General features: G+C 73.9%; 14 protein-coding genes. 7 read left to right on the top strand and 7 right to left on the bottom strand.

Annotated elements, in window-relative coordinates:
- Positions 1-25: 25 nt before the first annotated feature.
- The gene (locus ACF08F_RS21605) at positions 26-1,072 is read left to right on the top strand and encodes an NUDIX domain-containing protein (RefSeq protein ID WP_392300142.1); all 1,047 of its coding nucleotides are present in this window, start codon (positions 26-28) and stop codon (positions 1,070-1,072) included.
- Positions 1,073-1,323: 251 nt separating this feature from the next.
- On the opposite strand, the gene ACF08F_RS21600 is transcribed toward ACF08F_RS21605, so the two are convergent.
- The 3 genes from ACF08F_RS21600 to ACF08F_RS21590 all read right to left on the bottom strand — a co-directional run bounded on the left by ACF08F_RS21600 (position 1,324) and on the right by ACF08F_RS21590 (position 3,956).
- Positions 1,324-1,812 (bottom strand): MarR family winged helix-turn-helix transcriptional regulator, encoded by a 489-nt coding sequence (locus tag ACF08F_RS21600; protein ID WP_392300141.1) that lies wholly within the window; start codon positions 1,810-1,812, stop codon positions 1,324-1,326.
- 16 nt (positions 1,813-1,828) lie between these two features.
- Positions 1,829-2,509, bottom strand: coding sequence for an MBL fold metallo-hydrolase (locus tag ACF08F_RS21595; RefSeq protein WP_392300140.1), 681 nt, complete (start codon positions 2,507-2,509; stop codon positions 1,829-1,831).
- A gap of 82 nt (positions 2,510-2,591) precedes the next feature.
- Entirely contained in the window at positions 2,592-3,956 is a 1,365-nt protein-coding gene (locus ACF08F_RS21590) for a dipeptidase (RefSeq protein WP_392300139.1), read from the bottom strand.
- Positions 3,957-4,293: 337 nt separating this feature from the next.
- On the opposite strand from ACF08F_RS21590, the gene ACF08F_RS21585 reads away from it, so the two are divergent.
- Positions 4,294-5,643 carry a geranylgeranyl reductase family protein gene (locus tag ACF08F_RS21585; RefSeq protein ID WP_392300383.1) on the top strand — a complete coding sequence of 450 codons (1,350 nt, stop codon included), beginning with the start codon at positions 4,294-4,296 and terminating at the stop codon, positions 5,641-5,643.
- Positions 5,644-5,716: 73 nt separating this feature from the next.
- On the opposite strand, the gene ACF08F_RS21580 is transcribed toward ACF08F_RS21585, so the two are convergent.
- Positions 5,717-6,196, bottom strand: coding sequence for a nitroreductase family deazaflavin-dependent oxidoreductase (locus tag ACF08F_RS21580; protein WP_392300138.1), 480 nt, complete (start codon positions 6,194-6,196; stop codon positions 5,717-5,719).
- Positions 6,197-6,335: 139 nt separating this feature from the next.
- On the opposite strand from ACF08F_RS21580, the gene ACF08F_RS21575 reads away from it, so the two are divergent.
- From ACF08F_RS21575 to ACF08F_RS21565, 3 genes are all read left to right on the top strand, one after another.
- Positions 6,336-7,031: a TetR/AcrR family transcriptional regulator gene (locus ACF08F_RS21575; RefSeq protein ID WP_392300137.1), complete on the top strand. Its 696-nt coding sequence runs from the start codon at positions 6,336-6,338 to the stop codon at positions 7,029-7,031.
- Between the two features lie 118 nt (positions 7,032-7,149).
- Positions 7,150-8,385, top strand: coding sequence for a sensor histidine kinase (locus ACF08F_RS21570; protein ID WP_392300136.1), 1,236 nt, complete (start codon positions 7,150-7,152; stop codon positions 8,383-8,385).
- Between the two features lie 28 nt (positions 8,386-8,413).
- A complete protein-coding gene (locus ACF08F_RS21565) occupies positions 8,414-9,079 on the top strand; it encodes a response regulator (RefSeq protein WP_392300135.1) in 666 nt (221 codons plus the stop codon).
- A gap of 48 nt (positions 9,080-9,127) precedes the next feature.
- Here the strand turns inward: ACF08F_RS21565 and ACF08F_RS21560 are convergent, their stop codons facing one another.
- Positions 9,128-10,693, bottom strand: coding sequence for an MFS transporter (locus ACF08F_RS21560; RefSeq protein ID WP_392300134.1), 1,566 nt, complete (start codon positions 10,691-10,693; stop codon positions 9,128-9,130).
- 87 nt (positions 10,694-10,780) lie between these two features.
- On the opposite strand from ACF08F_RS21560, the gene ACF08F_RS21555 reads away from it, so the two are divergent.
- Positions 10,781-11,179, top strand: a complete 399-nt coding sequence (locus tag ACF08F_RS21555) for a MarR family winged helix-turn-helix transcriptional regulator (protein WP_392300133.1) — start codon at positions 10,781-10,783, stop codon at positions 11,177-11,179.
- Between the two features lie 137 nt (positions 11,180-11,316).
- On the opposite strand, the gene ACF08F_RS21550 is transcribed toward ACF08F_RS21555, so the two are convergent.
- The gene (locus ACF08F_RS21550; RefSeq protein WP_392300382.1) at positions 11,317-12,075 is read right to left on the bottom strand and encodes a maleylpyruvate isomerase family mycothiol-dependent enzyme; all 759 of its coding nucleotides are present in this window, start codon (positions 12,073-12,075) and stop codon (positions 11,317-11,319) included.
- A 62-nt stretch (positions 12,076-12,137) separates the two neighbouring features.
- Positions 12,138-13,370, bottom strand: coding sequence for an MFS transporter (locus ACF08F_RS21545; protein WP_392300132.1), 1,233 nt, complete (start codon positions 13,368-13,370; stop codon positions 12,138-12,140).
- A gap of 286 nt (positions 13,371-13,656) precedes the next feature.
- Here ACF08F_RS21545 and ACF08F_RS21540 point away from each other — a divergent pair, with 286 nt between their 5' ends.
- Positions 13,657-13,890, top strand: coding sequence for a hypothetical protein (locus ACF08F_RS21540; protein WP_392300131.1), 234 nt, complete (start codon positions 13,657-13,659; stop codon positions 13,888-13,890).
- The last annotated feature ends 131 nt before the right edge of the window (positions 13,891-14,021 follow it).

The following is a 14,021-nucleotide window of genomic DNA, read 5'->3' as shown; positions in this document are numbered from 1 at the left end:
TGGGGGCTACCCAAGAGGGGGAATCGTGATCGTCTGGATCAACGGTGCGTTCGGTGCGGGGAAGTCGAGTACCGCGCGCGAACTGGTCGATCTGATCCCGCACAGCACGCTGTACGACCCCGAGCTCATCGGCGGGGCCATGACCTGGCTGCTGCCGGCCAAGCGGCTCGCCGGGGTCGAGGACTACCAGGATCTGGCGATCTGGCGCCGCATGGTCGTCGACACCGCCGCCGCCCTGCTCGCCGAGGTCGGCGGGGTGCTGATCGTCCCGATGACCCTGCTCCGGCAGGAGTACCGGGACGAGATCTTCGGCGCGCTGGCCGCCCGCCGGATCGAGGTGCGGCATGTCCTGCTCGCTCCGGAGGAAACGATCCTGCGGCAACGAATCGACGGCCGCACCGAGCATGGCGAGCCCGAGGCGGACGCGCGGGTACGGCAGTGGTGCCACGGTCACCTCCCGCCGTACCGCGCCGCACTCGGCTGGCTGGCCGGGGACGCGTACACCGTGGACACCTCGGCGCTCACCGTGGCCGAGACCGCCCGGACCGTCGCCGACGCGGTCCTGGCCGACCGGGCCGCGCCCTGCGGGATCGTCCAGACGCCCGAACCGACCGGCGAGACCCTGGCGGCGGGCGTCCTGCTCTTCGACGAGGACGACCGCTTCCTGCTCGTCGACCCCACGTACAAGCCCGGTTGGGAGTTCCCCGGCGGCGTCGTCGAACCGGGCGAACCGCCGGCCCGCGCCGGGGTGCGCGAGGTCGCGGAGGAGATCGGGCTCGAACTCGACTCCGTACCACGGCTGTTGCTCGTTGACTGGGAGCGGCCCAAGCCCCCGGGGTACGGCGGCCTCCGCCTGCTCTTCGACGGAGGCACGCTCAGCGCCGACGACCGGGCGCGCCTCCGCCTCCCCGGCGCCGAGCTCCGGGAGTGGCGCTTCGTCACCGAGGAGGAGGCCGCCGGCCTCCTGCCGCCCGTTCGCTACGACCGCCTCCGCTGGGCACTGCGCGCCCGCGAGCGCGGCACGGTGCTCAACCTGGAGGCGGGGGTCCCGGTGGGGACGGACGCCGGCTAGGGCGTGTTGCGAAAGTAGCGCCGGCCGCCCGAAGGGCGGGCCCGACGGGGTCTGGTGCGTGCGATCGCACGGCGGAGGGTCGCCCCGATACTGGATGTATCGGGGTGATCCCGACAACGCGGCGAGCGTGCGTGCCAGGCGCCGTCGGGTAGGCGGGACTTTCGCAACACGCCCTAGGCGTTCTGCCCCCCGAGGTGTCCGGCAGGTCCCGCCCGGCCCGGCGTCCGGCGGGGCCTTCCGGACGACAGGACCTAGGGCGTGACGCCCTCGACGTTGGCGACCATCCGGCGCAGGACCTTCAGGGCGGCCACGTACTCCTCGTCGCTGATGCCCTCGTGGACCTCGGTGCGCAGGTCGGTGACGAGGGAGCGGAGTCGTACGCGGGCGGCCTCGCCCGCTTCGGTGAGGTGCAGTGCCCGGGAGTCGTCGGTCCGGAGCCAGCCGCGGTGCAGGAGCTGGTCGACGACGCGCGCGATCTCGTGCGGACCGTCCGCGAGGGGCGTCAGCCGGCTGACGACCTCCTCGCGGCCCGGCGCGGCGGGTCCGCCGTTCACGCGGTTGAGCACCCAGTACTGCGGCTGCGTCACGTCGATCCGGGCCATCGCGTCCCGCAGGTGCCGGGTCACGGCCGTGTGGGCGAGCCCGCTCCAGTAGCCGATGGGCTGGTTGGCGAGGGCGTCGTCGGAGGCGGCCGGGTCGGCGGGCGCCTGGTCGGTGACGGAAGGGACGGGAGATTTCATGATCGACATCCTGCCGTCAGCCGGCCGCGGCGGCGAGCAGGTCCGCCGTGTCCTCGGTCACCGGGGCCCCGTGGCCGCAGCACAGCACCGAGGGGGACAGCTTCGCGAGACGGCGCATCGACTCCATGGCGAGGGCGCGGTCCACGTGGAAGACGCCGAACGTCACCCCCTGCACCGACGCCACCGTGTCACCCGTGAACAGCACGCCGTGGCGCGGGAGATGGACCGCGAGCGAGCCGGGCGTGTGCCCCGGGGTGTGCACCGCCACCGCGCCGTCGCCGAAGCCGAGCTGCTCGCCGTCCTCCACCTCCCGGTCCACCCGGGTCGGCGGCGCCACCGGCACGGTCAGCCCGTGCTCGTACAGGCGGAGTTCCCAGTCCAGCAGGTCGGGCTCGGGGACCGGCGCCTCGCCCCGGACCACCGGGGCGTCCAGTCGGTGGGCGAGGATCTCGGCGCCGTGGCGGTCCGCCAACTCCTGGGCCCCGCCCACGTGGTCCCGGTGGCAGTGGGTCAGGACGATCCGCCGGAGCCGGTCCGGATCGAGGCCCGCCGCCCGGACCGCCGCCGTCGTCGCGTCCGCCGAACCCGCCCAGCCGGCGTCGATCAGGGTCAACTCCTCGTCGTCCCGCCAGAGATAGGCCTGGCCGATGGAGTGGTCGAGGAGGTGCAGCCGGGGGGTGATCGGTATGAGGTCCATGCGGCGAACCTCCGTATCCGTGCAGGTCCGCCGCAGGTTTGTCCGCTCTCGGCGAGCTTTGCCGAGCGTTGGATCCCGACCGTCAGACCTGCTTCGAGCGGGCGTAGTTGACGAGGAAGAGCGCCTCGGCGACCGAGAGCCGCTCCAGCTCCTCGGGCGAGACCGACTCGTTGGGCGCGTGGATCTGCGCCTCCGGCTCGCTCAGGCCGATCAGCAGGATCTCCGCCTCCGGGTAGAGCGAGGCCAGTGTGTTGCACAGCGGGATCGAGCCGCCCATGCCCGCCGTCTGCATCTCCTGACCGGGGTACGCGATCCGCATCGCGTCGGCCATCGACGCGTACGCCGGGCTCGACGTGTCCGCCTGGAAGGCCTGGCCCTGGCCGACCTGCTCCAGGGACACCCGCGCGTTCCACGGCGTGTGGTTCTCGATGTGCGCGAACAGCAGCTTCGTCGCCTCGGCCGCGTCCTGGCCGGGCGGCACCCGCAGGCTGATCTGGGCGCGGGCCGAGGCGGGGATCGACGGGGTGGCCCCGGCGACCGGGTGGCAGTCGATGCCGACGACGGTCACGGCCGGGCGCGCCCAGATGCGGTCGGCGACGGTGCCGGCGCCCGGCAGGTCCACGCCCGAGAGGACCTTGGCGTCCTGGCGGAAGTCCTCCTCCGGGTACTGCAGGCCCTCCCACGAGGTGTCGCCGGGCAGCCCGTCGATGACGGTCGAGCCGTCGGGGCCGCGCAGCGAGTCGAGGACGCGGATCAGCGCGGCCAGCGCGTCCGGCGCGGCGCCGCCGAACTGGCCGGAGTGCAGGTTGCCCTCCAGGGTGTCGATCTGCACCCGGATCATCGTCATGCCGCGCAGCGTCGCGGTCACCGTCGGCAGGCCCACGCGGAAGTTGCCCGCGTCGCCGATGACGATCGTGTCGGCCGTGAGCACCTCGGGGTGCTGCTCCGCGTACCGCTCCAGACCGCCGGTGCCCTGCTCCTCCGAGCCCTCCACGATCACCTTGACCGTCACCGGCACGCCGCCGTTCGCCTTGAGGGCGCGCAGGGCGAGCAGGTGCAGGATGAAGCCGCCCTTGCAGTCGGCCGCGCCGCGCCCGTACCAGCGGCCGTTCCGCTCGGTCAGCTCGAACGGCGGGGTCAGCCACGCGGACTCGTCCAGCTTCGGCTGCACGTCGTAGTGCGCGTAGAGGAGGACGGTCGGCGCTCCGGCCGGGCCGGGCAGGATGCCGTACACGGCCTGCGAGCCGTCGGGCGTGTCGAGCAGGGCCACGTCCTCGAAGTCCTCGGCGCGCAGCGCGTCCGCGACCCAGTTCGCCGCCGCCTCGCACTCGCTGCGGGGCGCCACGGCCTCGTCCGCCACCGACTCGAAGGCCACGAGCTCCGCGAGCTCGTCCTTGGCCCGGGGCATCAGCGACCTGACGGTCTCGGCGATCGGATTCGCGGTCATGGGCACGCTCCTGGTGGGTGCGACGTTACGACGTACAAGGGCGTCCGTCGTATGTCGTGGTACGGCGAACGCACCGCAGATCCTACGGCGCGGGGCTTCGGCTACCGAGCCGTAGGATGCGTCGAGAGCAGACCACCGGTCGGATCAGGAGCAGAAGCACATCGTGAGCAGCGAGCACGCAGAGAACGCCGGTCCCGAGAACGCCGCCAACGCTGACGACGCCGCCGAGTTTGACGACGCCGCCGAAGCTGCCGCCGACTCCGTCGCCGCCGACGCCGACAGTCCCACCGACGTCCCCGCCGTCGACGCCGACGGCGGCGCGGAGGAGCAGGCCGAGGTGTGGGACGTGGTCGTGGTCGGCGCCGGCCCGGCCGGCGCGTCCGCGGCCTACGCGGCGGCGGTCGCCGGACGTCGGGTCCTGCTCCTGGAGAAGTCGGAGCTGCCCCGGTACAAGACCTGCGGCGGCGGCATCATCGGCCCCTCCCGGGACTCCCTCCCGCCGGGCTTCGAACTGCCCCTCCAGGACCGGGTGAACGCCGTCACGTTCTCCCTCGACGGCCGCTTCGCCCGCACCCGCCGCTCGCGCCGGATGCTCTTCGGGCTCATCAACCGGCCGGAGTTCGACGCGCAGCTCGTCGAGCACGCGCAGAAGGCGGGCGCCGAGCTGCGCACCGGCGCCACGGTCAGCCGGGTCGAGCAGCACGGCCCGTCCGTGCCGGACCGGCGGACCGTCGCCGTCGTCCTGGCCGACGGCGAGACCGTCCTCGCGCGCGCGGTCGTCGGTGCCGACGGCAGCGCCAGCCGCATAGGAGCGCATGTCGGGGTGAAGCTCGGTCAGGTCGACCTGGGCCTGGAGGCGGAGATCCCGGTGCCGCCGTCCGTGGCCGAGGACTGGAAGGGGCGCGTCCTCATCGACTGGGGGCCGATGCCGGGCAGTTACGGATGGGTCTTCCCCAAGGGCGACACCCTGACCGTCGGCGTCATCTCGGCGCGCGGCGAGGGCGCTGCCACCAAGCGGTACATGGAGGACTTCGTCGCCCGGCTCGGCCTCGCGGGCTTCGAGCCCACGATCTCCTCCGGGCACCTGACGCGCTGCCGCACCGACGACTCGCCGCTCTCCCGCGGCCGGGTCCTGGTCTGTGGCGACGCGGCCGGGCTCCTGGAGCCGTGGACGCGCGAGGGCATCTCGTACGCGCTCCGCTCGGGGCGGCTCGCGGGGGAGTGGGCGGTCCGGGTCGCCGAGGCGAACGACGCGGTCGACGCCCGCCGTCAGGCCCTGAACTACGCGTTCGCGATCAAGGCCGGCCTCGGCGTGGAGATGGCGGTCGGGCGACGGATGCTCGCGCTCTTCGAGCGGCGCCCGGGGCTGCTGCACGCCACGATCACGGGCTTCCGCCCCGCGTGGAACGCCTTCGCGGACATCACCCGCGGTTCCGCCACGCTCGGCGGCATGGTCCGGTCGAACGGCCTGGCCCGGCGGGCGCTGGAGATCCTGGACAAGCGGATGGACACCTCCTCCGGCGTCGGCCCGGCCGGCCGGGGCGTGAGCGCCCGGGGGCGGGCGGCGTCCGACGAGGCGGACGAGCAGGTGGAGACGCGGGTGGAGGCGGCGGCCGAGGTGGAGAAGGGCGACCAGGTGACGTCTCCGTCGCCGTCGTCGGCCTCGGAGGCCGCGGAGCAGATCTGACGCTTCACCGTCAGCAGGGTCGGCGGCGCCTCGGGCGCCGCCGACGCGTACGGGCTCTGTCCCTCCCGCCGGTTCACACGGCGGGGGCGACGGGGCCCGTCGTCGTGATGCGGAAGACGGGGTGCTTCGGTGCGACGGCGCGGAGATCCTCGTCGGACGAGTCGGGGCCGACTCCGTCGAAGAAGATGCCGACCTCGGCCTTCCAGCGCTTGAGGTAGGCGCGGAGCAGCGCCGGCTTGTCGTCGTCGGCCAGCTCCACGGCGGTGAAGCCCTCCGCGTGCTTGCCGAGGAGCAGCTGTCCGCCGCCGGCGGCGCGCATGTTGCGGGTCCACTGGACGTGGCCGCGCGGGGCCACCAGGTACTGGGCGCCGTCCAGCGTCAGGACGTTGACGGGAGTGGTGCGCCACTCGCCGCTCTTGCGGCCGCGGACCGCGAGGACACGGGAACCCCAGACGCTGATGCCGCGACGGGTCATCCACGCGACGGCGCGGTTGATGACGTTGACCGTGAACCAGCCGGGCTTCATGACGTGGGCGGCGGTCTGAGTGGACATGGGGTTCCTCCTGGGGAACGGTCGGACCAAAGCGTGAGCACTGCTCTCGCTTGCCTTCAGTCTGCACGGGTCGGCGCTCTCGTGCAAGAGCAGTGCTCTCGTTTCAGGTCGGTGCTCTGGGAATGGCACACTGCTCCGCATGACAACCGTTAGAGGAGCCCGCGCCCGAGCACGTGTCGAGATCACCGCCGCCATCAAGGCCGAGGCCCGCACCCAGCTCGCCGCCGAAGGCGCCGCCAAACTGTCCCTGCGCGCCGTCGCCCGTGAGCTGGGCATGGTGTCCTCCGCGCTCTACCGGTACTTCCCCAGCCGCGACGACCTGCTGACCGCCCTCATCGTCGACGCCTACGACGCCGTCGGTGCCGCCGCCGAGAGCGCCGCCCGCGAGACGGACGGGCAGTGCCCGCTGGACCGCTGGACCGCCGTCTGCCGGGCCGTGCGCGTCTGGGCCGTGGCGCACCCGCACGAGTACGCCCTCATCTATGGTTCGCCCGTCCCGGGCTACACCGCACCCCAGGACACCAACGCCCCCGCCGCCCGCGTCGGCCTCGTCCTCGTCGGCATCACCCGCGAGGCCCACGAGGCCGGGCGCATCGCCCTCCCCCCGCTCCCGGACGTGCTCCACCCCGAGGCCGTCCGCATCACCGCGGACATGGCCCCGGAGCTCCCCCCGGCGCTCGTCGTCGCCCTGGTCGCGGCCTGGTCGCAGCTCTTCGGCCTGATCTCCTTCGAGGTCTTCGGCCAGTTCCACCGGCTCGTCGAGGACCGCGACGCCTTCTTCGCGACGGCTGCCCGCAGGCTGGGCCGGGACGTCGGGCTCCTCCCGCGCGACTGAGCACGCCGCCCTCCCGCCACGCGGTCGTCAGGACCTGTCTCCGTACTCCTGCGGGAGTAGGGCCGACCACCCCGTCGGGCTGACGTCCGCGCGGGGCGGGCGCGGATAGCGTGGCGGCATGGACGAGGAACGGACCGCCGGGCGCGGTGTCGGAGCCCCGGACCGGGCGCCGCGGGGGCCCTGGGGGCGGTGGGTCGGCGAACGGGAGACGGGGGGCGGGCTGCCCTGGCGGTCCACCCTGGTGATCGCCGTACTCGTCATGGCGGGCACCGGCTTCGCCGCGCGGAACCAGCCCGACCGGGAGTCGCTCGACGCCCTCGGACGGGCCCTGTTGCTCCTGGGGGCCGCGCCGCTGCTGTTCCGTCACCGCCGGCCCGTTTCCGTGGTGTTCGGGGTGGCGGCCGTCACCCTCGTCTACCTGGGCGCCGGATACCCGTACGGCCCGGTCTTCGTCCTGGTCGCCGTCGCCTGCTTCGCAGCCGTCGTCCACGGGCACCGCACCGCCGCCTCGTGGGCCCTCGGCCTGCTGTGGGCAGTGCACCTCCTGCTCTCGCACTGGCTCTACCGGTGGCTGCCCCCGGCCGGAGACGGCCCCGCGCCCTGGGGGCAGGAACTGCCCGCCGGTGCCTTCGCCGTCGCCGTGCTCGCCGCCTCCGAGCTCGTACGGGTACGGCGCGAGCAGTGGGCGCAGCAGCGGGCCGAGCGGGCCGCCGCCGAGCGGCGCCGCGCCGACGAGGAGCGGCTCCGCATCGCCCGCGAACTCCACGACGTCCTCGCCCACTCGATCTCCGTGATCAACGTGCAGGCGGGGGTGGGCCTGGCCCTCCTCGACGCCGACCCCGAGCAGGCCCGCACCGCGCTGACCACCATCAAGGCCGCCAGCAAGGAGGCACTCGGCGAGGTGCGGCAGGTCCTCGCCACGCTCCGCGCCCCCGGCGACGCCCCGCGCACCCCGGCCCCCGGCCTCGGCCGCCTCCCCGAACTCGTCGAGCAGGCCGCCGCCGCGGGCCTGACCGTCACCGTCACCTCGAGCGGCCCGCCCGCCGCCGCCCTGCCGCCCGGCGCCGATCTCGCGGCCTTCCGGATCGTGCAGGAGGCGCTCACCAACGTGGTCCGGCACTCCGGTTCCCGCACCGCCCGGGTGGAGATCGCGCACGGACCCGCCCGCCTCGACCTGCGCGTCGACGACGACGGCCCGGCCACCGGCACCGAGGCGGGCGGCAGCGGCAACGGCCTCGCCGGAATGCGGGAGCGGGCCGCCGCCCTCGGTGGCACGATCGAGGCGGGCGTCCGGCCCGACGGCGGCTTCCGCGTCCATGCCGTCCTGCCCCTGAGCGCCGAGGAGGCCTCGTGATCCGTGTCCTGCGCACCGAGGAGACCTCGTGATCCGTGTCCTGCTCGCCGACGACCAGTCGCTGGTCCGCGCGGGGTTCCGGGCGCTGCTCGACTCCCAGCCGGACATCGAGGTGGCGGGGGAGGCCGCGGACGGCGCCGAGGCCGTCGAGCGGGTGCGGTCGCTGCGCCCCGACGTCGTCCTGATGGACATCCGGATGCCGGGGCTCGACGGGCTCGACGCCACCCGGCGCATCACGGACGACCCGGACCTCGCCGCGGTCCGGGTGGTGATGCTGACCACCTTCGAGCTCGACGAGTACGTCTTCGAGGCGATCCGTGCCGGCGCCTCCGGCTTCCTCGTGAAGGACACGGAACCGGAGGAGCTGCTGAGGGCGGTCCGGGCCGTCGTGCACGGGGACGCCCTGCTCTCCCCGGGAGTGACGCGGCGGCTGATCGAGGAGTTCGCCGCCCGCTCCAAGCCCCCGTCGGCCGCGGCCGGGCTCGGCGCGCTGACCGAACGGGAGCGGGAGGTGATGGCCCTCGTGGGGATCGGCCTCTCGAACGAGGAGATCGCCCGCCGGCTGGTCGTCAGCCCGCTCACGGCGAAGACCCACGTGAGCCGCGCGATGGTGAAGCTGGGCGCCCGCGACCGGGCCCAACTCGTCGTCTTCGCCTACGAGTCGGGCCTGGTGCGGCCGGGCTGGCTGGGCTGACCCCGGGGATTCGGCCCGGCGGCGGCCCGGCCGCGCCCGTCGGCCGGCTCAGTCGCGTACGACCACCTTCGCCGTGGCGTCGGCCGAGCCGGCGGACTTCGTGGAGCCCGCCGATTCCGCGCCGTGAGTGCCGGCGGTGCCGTCGGCGCCCTCAACGGGCGCCGAGCGTGCCACGACCACCGACGCCGTGGCGCCCGCCCGCTTCCTCCGGAGTCCCGGCAGGGTGACCAGGAGTCCGGCCAGGGCGATCACCGTGACCACGGCGAGGCCCGGACGGAAGCTGTCCAGGGTGGCCTGCCTGGAGGCCGACGCGTGCTCGTCCGCGGTGATGACGGCGGTGACGACGGCGAGGAAGAGCGCGCCGCCGACCTGGATCGAGGTGTTGAGCAGCCCCGAGACCATGCCCTGCTCGCGGTCGTCCACGCCGTTGGTGGCCTGGATGTTGAGCGAGGGGAAGACCAGGGCGCAGGCGGCGCCGAGGAGCAGCATCGAGGGCAGGATCACCGCCGCGTACTGCGGGGTCAGCGAGATCCGCAGGAACAGCGCGTACGCGACGACGAGGAGCGTGAAGCCGACGGCGATCACGCGGGGGGTGCCGAAGCGGTCCACGATCCCGCCGATCTTCGTCGAGGACAGTGCCACGAGCACGCCGGCCGGGAGGAAGGCCAGCGCCGTCTGGAGCGCGGACCAGCCGAGCAGCGACTGCATGTACTGGGTCACGATGAACTGGAAGGCCACGTACGAGCCGAAGAACGCCGCCGCGCCGAGCTGGGCGCGGACCTGGGGGCCCGAGCGCAGGACCCCGAGCCGGACGAGCGGGGCGGCGCTCCGCCGTTCCACCAGGACGAAGGCGACGAGGAGCGCGGCGGCGACGAGGAAGGACAGCAGCGTCCGGGCGGAGGCCCAGCCGACCTCGGGTGCCTGGACGACGGTGAAGACGAGCAGCAGCATCGCGGCCGTGCCGGTGACGGCGCCCGGCAGGTCGTAGCCGCCGGAGGAGTCCTCGCGGGCGCTGTGCGGGATGAGGCGGAGCGCGAAGACGAGGGCGATCAGGGCGACGGGGGCGGGCAGGAGCATGGTCCAGCGCCAGCTGAGCTCGGTGAGCAGCCCGGACAGGACCAGGCCCATCGAGAAGCCGGTGGCGGCGCAGGTGGTGTAGATCGACAGGGCCCGGTTGCGCTCGGGGCCCTCCTTGAAGGTCGTGGTGATGATCGACAGGCCCGCGGGGGCGGTGAAGGCCGCGCTGAGGCCCTTGATGAAACGGCTGGCGATCAGGAGCGGGCCGGAGTCGACGAGTCCGCCGAGGAGCGAGGCGAGCGCGAAGACGGCGAGGGCGATGAGGAAGACGCGCCGGCGGCCGAGGAGGTCGGCCGCGCGGCCGCCGAGGAGCAGCAGGCCGCCGTAACCGAGGATGTAGCCGCTGACGATCCACTGGAGCGTGGCGGTGGACAGGCCGAGGTCGGTGGCGATCGAGGGCAGGGCGACGCCGACCATCGAGACGTCGAGGGCGTCGAGGAACATCGCGGCGCAGAGCACGAGCAGGGTGCCCCAGAGCCGCGGACTCCAGCGTCCCTGCGTGGCGGCCGTGGGTGCGGCGGTGAGCGGTGAGGTCATGGGCAGCACGGTACATGCACGTGCATTGAATGCAAGCGCATTTAATTCCCATGCAACAAAACGAGTCGTCTCTGCTAACGTGCGGGGATGGCAGCGAACCAGTCCGAACGCGCGCTCGTGGACGAGTGGCGTGACGTCCTCGCCCTGCACGCCCGTACGACCTGCGAGCTCGACCGGGCCCTCCATCCGTACGGGCTCGGCGCCAGCGACTTCGAGGTCCTCGACGTCCTCGCCGAAGGCGCGACCGAGGACGGCCCCGGCTCCTGGCGCGTCCAGGAGCTCGCCGGACGGGTCCACCTCAGCCAGAGCGCGCTGTCCCGGACGGTCGCGCGGCTGGAGAAGGACGGCCTGGTCCTGCGGGGGATGTGTGTCGAGGACCGGCGCGGTGTCCAGGTGAAGCTCACGGAGAAGGGGCTCGCCCGCCATGCCGAGGTGCTGCCCCTCCAGCGCCAGGTCCTGACCCGGATGCTGGACCGCAGCTCCTGACATCCGCGGACAAGCTCACGATGCGCCCGTTCGCCGCGGGCACCAACGGCCGCCGGTCGCATCTGGAGCAGCCGGCGGACTGAGCCACCCACGGACCGTCGGGCCGGTCAGGGGGCGGAAGTCAGGGGGGGCAGGGGTCAGACGACGGCCGAGTTCTCCCGCCACAGCCGGGCGAGCGCCTCGTCCCCGGTCACGGTCACGGCGTCGACGGGCAGCCGGTTCCACAGCGTCAGGTACAGACGGTCGGCGGGCCCGGTGAACTCCGCGTCCGCCGGCCCCCACTTCCTCGCCGAGGCGAGGGGCCCCCGCTCCGCCCGGGGTGGTTCCGTGGCCGAGAGGCGTACGTTCCAGAGATCGCCGGTGTCCGTGGTCCGCACCCGCAGGACCCGCGGCTCCGGCGTGCGCACCCGGCTCTTCTCGCGGCCGTGGAGAGCGCACAGCAGCTCGTCGATCCCGTCGGCGGCCGAGGCCGGGTCGACCGCCCCGGGTCCGGCGGGCAGCGCCGACTCGGCGTCCGCGCGGTGCACGGTCGTCTCGTGCGCCTGCCGCCGCGCCCAGAAGGCGAGCGGCGAGGGCGCCGGGAGGAAGGTCCAGCACTCCAGGGTCTCCGGCGCCGCGCGCAGGGCGGCGACCAGGGCCGTGTGACCCTCCCGGTAGTGCGCGAGCAACTCGTCGCCGTCGAGGGCCGGTTCAGCCTCCTCCGGGTGGTACGAGGTGCGGCCCTCGACCACCAGCGCCGTGGCCCAGCGGTGCACCGTCGTGACGTGCCGGAGGAGGTCCCGCACCCGCCATCCCGGGCAGGTCGGGATCTCCGCGTCCGGTCCTGCCGACTCCGCCGCCGCGGCGAGGGCCGGGCCGGCCGTCTCCAGCGCCGTGATGTGCTCCGTGATCCTCATCGTGTCCGCCCCGTCGACCCTGTCCATGGGCGGATTCTGGCAGGCCGAGGGGGCGGCGACGGTCAACTCGCCGGACCGGCAGCAGCGTTCCGCGCCCAGTAACCCATCGCCGCGGCACCGGCGGCGAGGACCGCGACGGTGGTGAGCGCCACCGGCAGCGAGAACCAGTCGGCGAGGAACCCGATGGACGGCGGGCCGAGCAGCATGCCCCCGTATCCGAGCGTGGAGGCCGTCGCGACTCCGCCGGGACCGGCGATCGCGCCCGCGCGGGCGACCGCGACCGGGAAGATGTTGGCGAGGCCGAGACCGGTCACCGCGAAGCCGAGGAGCGTGGCCCAGACGGTCGGGGCGAGCGCGCCGAGCAGCATGCCGACGGCGGCCGTGGCACCGCCCGCCACGAGGGTGCGGGTCTGGCCGAGGCGCTCCAGGAGCAGGGTGCCGGAGAGCCGTCCGGCGGTCATGGTCAGGGCGAAGACCGAGTATCCGGCGGCGGCCACGCCCGGGTGGGCGCCCAGGTCCTGGGCGAGGTGGAGCGCGCCCCAGTCGGCCAGCGCCCCTTCGCCGTACGCCGTGCAGAGCGCGATCACACCGAAGACGACGACCGTACGGCGGGCCGCGCGCCCGGGCTTTCCGGTCGTCCCGGCACCTGAGGGCGCCGCGAGGGTCTCGGGCAGGACGGGGGAGGGGTGTCGCAGGAGTACGGGCCCGGCGGCGGCCGTCAGGGCCAGGCCGACGACCGTCAGGCCGAGGAGATGGGCGGTGGGGGAGAGGCTCCCCGCGAGGAGCCCGCCGATGCCGGCGCCGAGCATGCCGCCGAGGCTGAACGCGGCGTGGAAGCTCGGCATCACCGGGCGGCGCAGGGCGGTCACCAGGTCGACGGCCGCACTGTTCATGGCGACGTTGATCCCGCCGTACGCGGCGCCGAAGACCAGCAGGACGAGGCCGAGGGCGAGGGGGGAGCGGGTGAGCGCCGGGAGGGCGACCGAGAACGAGAGGAGTACGGCGGTGGCGACCGTGACGGCGTGGGAGCCGTAGCGGCGGCAGAGCCGACCGGTCAGCGTCATCGTGATCACGGCACCCGCGGACACACCGAGCAGCGCGAGGCCGAGGTCACCGGCCGAGGCGCCGGTCTGCTGCTTCACGGCGGGGATGCGGACCACCCAGCCGGCGAACAGGAAGCCGTCGAGGGCGAAGAAGAGGGTCAGGGCGGAGCGGAGGCGGGACAGGGAGCGGGTGGCGGTGTCTCCGCCGGAGCCCCCCGGTACGGCCGTCCGTACTTTGTTTAGTAGCGGCACAAACTCAGGATAGGGGGATCCGTCGGCCGCAATCAAGCGAGCGGCGGGCGCTCCCGAAGCGTGGTGCCCATGGCCGTGCACGCCGTCCGGGTGACAAAGCCCAGGTCATCACGGTGAGGGTGATCCTCAACGGGCCCTTGGAGAGCATCGTTTCTGCGCCCCCCGTGGCCCCGGGATCCGGCTGCCCGGCATTGGAGTGAGACGCCGTGTCCCGCCTTTTCCCGAGGCGTTTGACCGGCAGACGAGCACCTTCCGGCACGTCATTCCGAGATCTTGAGGAGTAGTTATGCGTTCTCTCGCCGCGTCTGTCCTGGCCGTGGGCATCCTGCTGGGCGGCGCCGGTGGCGCGCTCGCCAACGACGGATTCGGGGCGGGGTACTTCTCCGCCGGCAGCGCGGGCTTCAGCTCGCACTGCGCGCTGACGGGCGTGCCGTCCGTGTACGGAACGATCTTCACCGGCTCGTGTTCGGACAAGGGCTGGGAGAAGGGCCCGGAGGGCGCCTTCCTCGGCGCGCACTGAACCTGACACAGCCCCGGGGGGGGGGCGGGCCCCCCCCCCCCCCCCCCCCCCCCCCCCCCCCCCCCCCCCGCCCCCCCCCCCCCCCCCCCCCCCCCGCCCCCCCCCCCCCCCCCGGGGGGGGGGCCCCCGGC

The sequence above is a fragment of the Streptomyces sp. NPDC015130 genome (genome assembly GCF_043080005.1).
Lineage (GTDB): Bacteria > Actinomycetota > Actinomycetes > Streptomycetales > Streptomycetaceae > Streptomyces.
This window is presented reverse-complemented; position numbering and strand designations above follow the sequence as displayed.

What these genes read in the sequence shown, in the direction of transcription:
- ACF08F_RS21600 (WP_392300141.1), bottom strand. Translation starts at nt 1,812, where the DNA reads ATGAAATCTCCCGTCCCTTCCGTCACCGACCAGGCGCCCGCCGACCCG.
- ACF08F_RS21595 (WP_392300140.1), bottom strand. Translation starts at nt 2,509, where the DNA reads ATGGACCTCATACCGATCACCCCCCGGCTGCACCTCCTCGACCACTCC.
- ACF08F_RS21590 (WP_392300139.1), bottom strand. Translation starts at nt 3,956, where the DNA reads ATGACCGCGAATCCGATCGCCGAGACCGTCAGGTCGCTGATGCCCCGG.
- ACF08F_RS21580 (WP_392300138.1), bottom strand. Translation starts at nt 6,196, where the DNA reads ATGTCCACTCAGACCGCCGCCCACGTCATGAAGCCCGGCTGGTTCACG.
- ACF08F_RS21575 (WP_392300137.1), top strand. Translation starts at nt 6,336, where the DNA reads ATGACAACCGTTAGAGGAGCCCGCGCCCGAGCACGTGTCGAGATCACC.
- ACF08F_RS21570 (WP_392300136.1), top strand. Translation starts at nt 7,150, where the DNA reads ATGGACGAGGAACGGACCGCCGGGCGCGGTGTCGGAGCCCCGGACCGG.
- ACF08F_RS21560 (WP_392300134.1), bottom strand. Translation starts at nt 10,693, where the DNA reads ATGACCTCACCGCTCACCGCCGCACCCACGGCCGCCACGCAGGGACGC.
- ACF08F_RS21555 (WP_392300133.1), top strand. Translation starts at nt 10,781, where the DNA reads ATGGCAGCGAACCAGTCCGAACGCGCGCTCGTGGACGAGTGGCGTGAC.
- ACF08F_RS21550 (WP_392300382.1), bottom strand. Translation starts at nt 12,075, where the DNA reads ATGAGGATCACGGAGCACATCACGGCGCTGGAGACGGCCGGCCCGGCC.
- ACF08F_RS21540 (WP_392300131.1), top strand. Translation starts at nt 13,657, where the DNA reads ATGCGTTCTCTCGCCGCGTCTGTCCTGGCCGTGGGCATCCTGCTGGGC.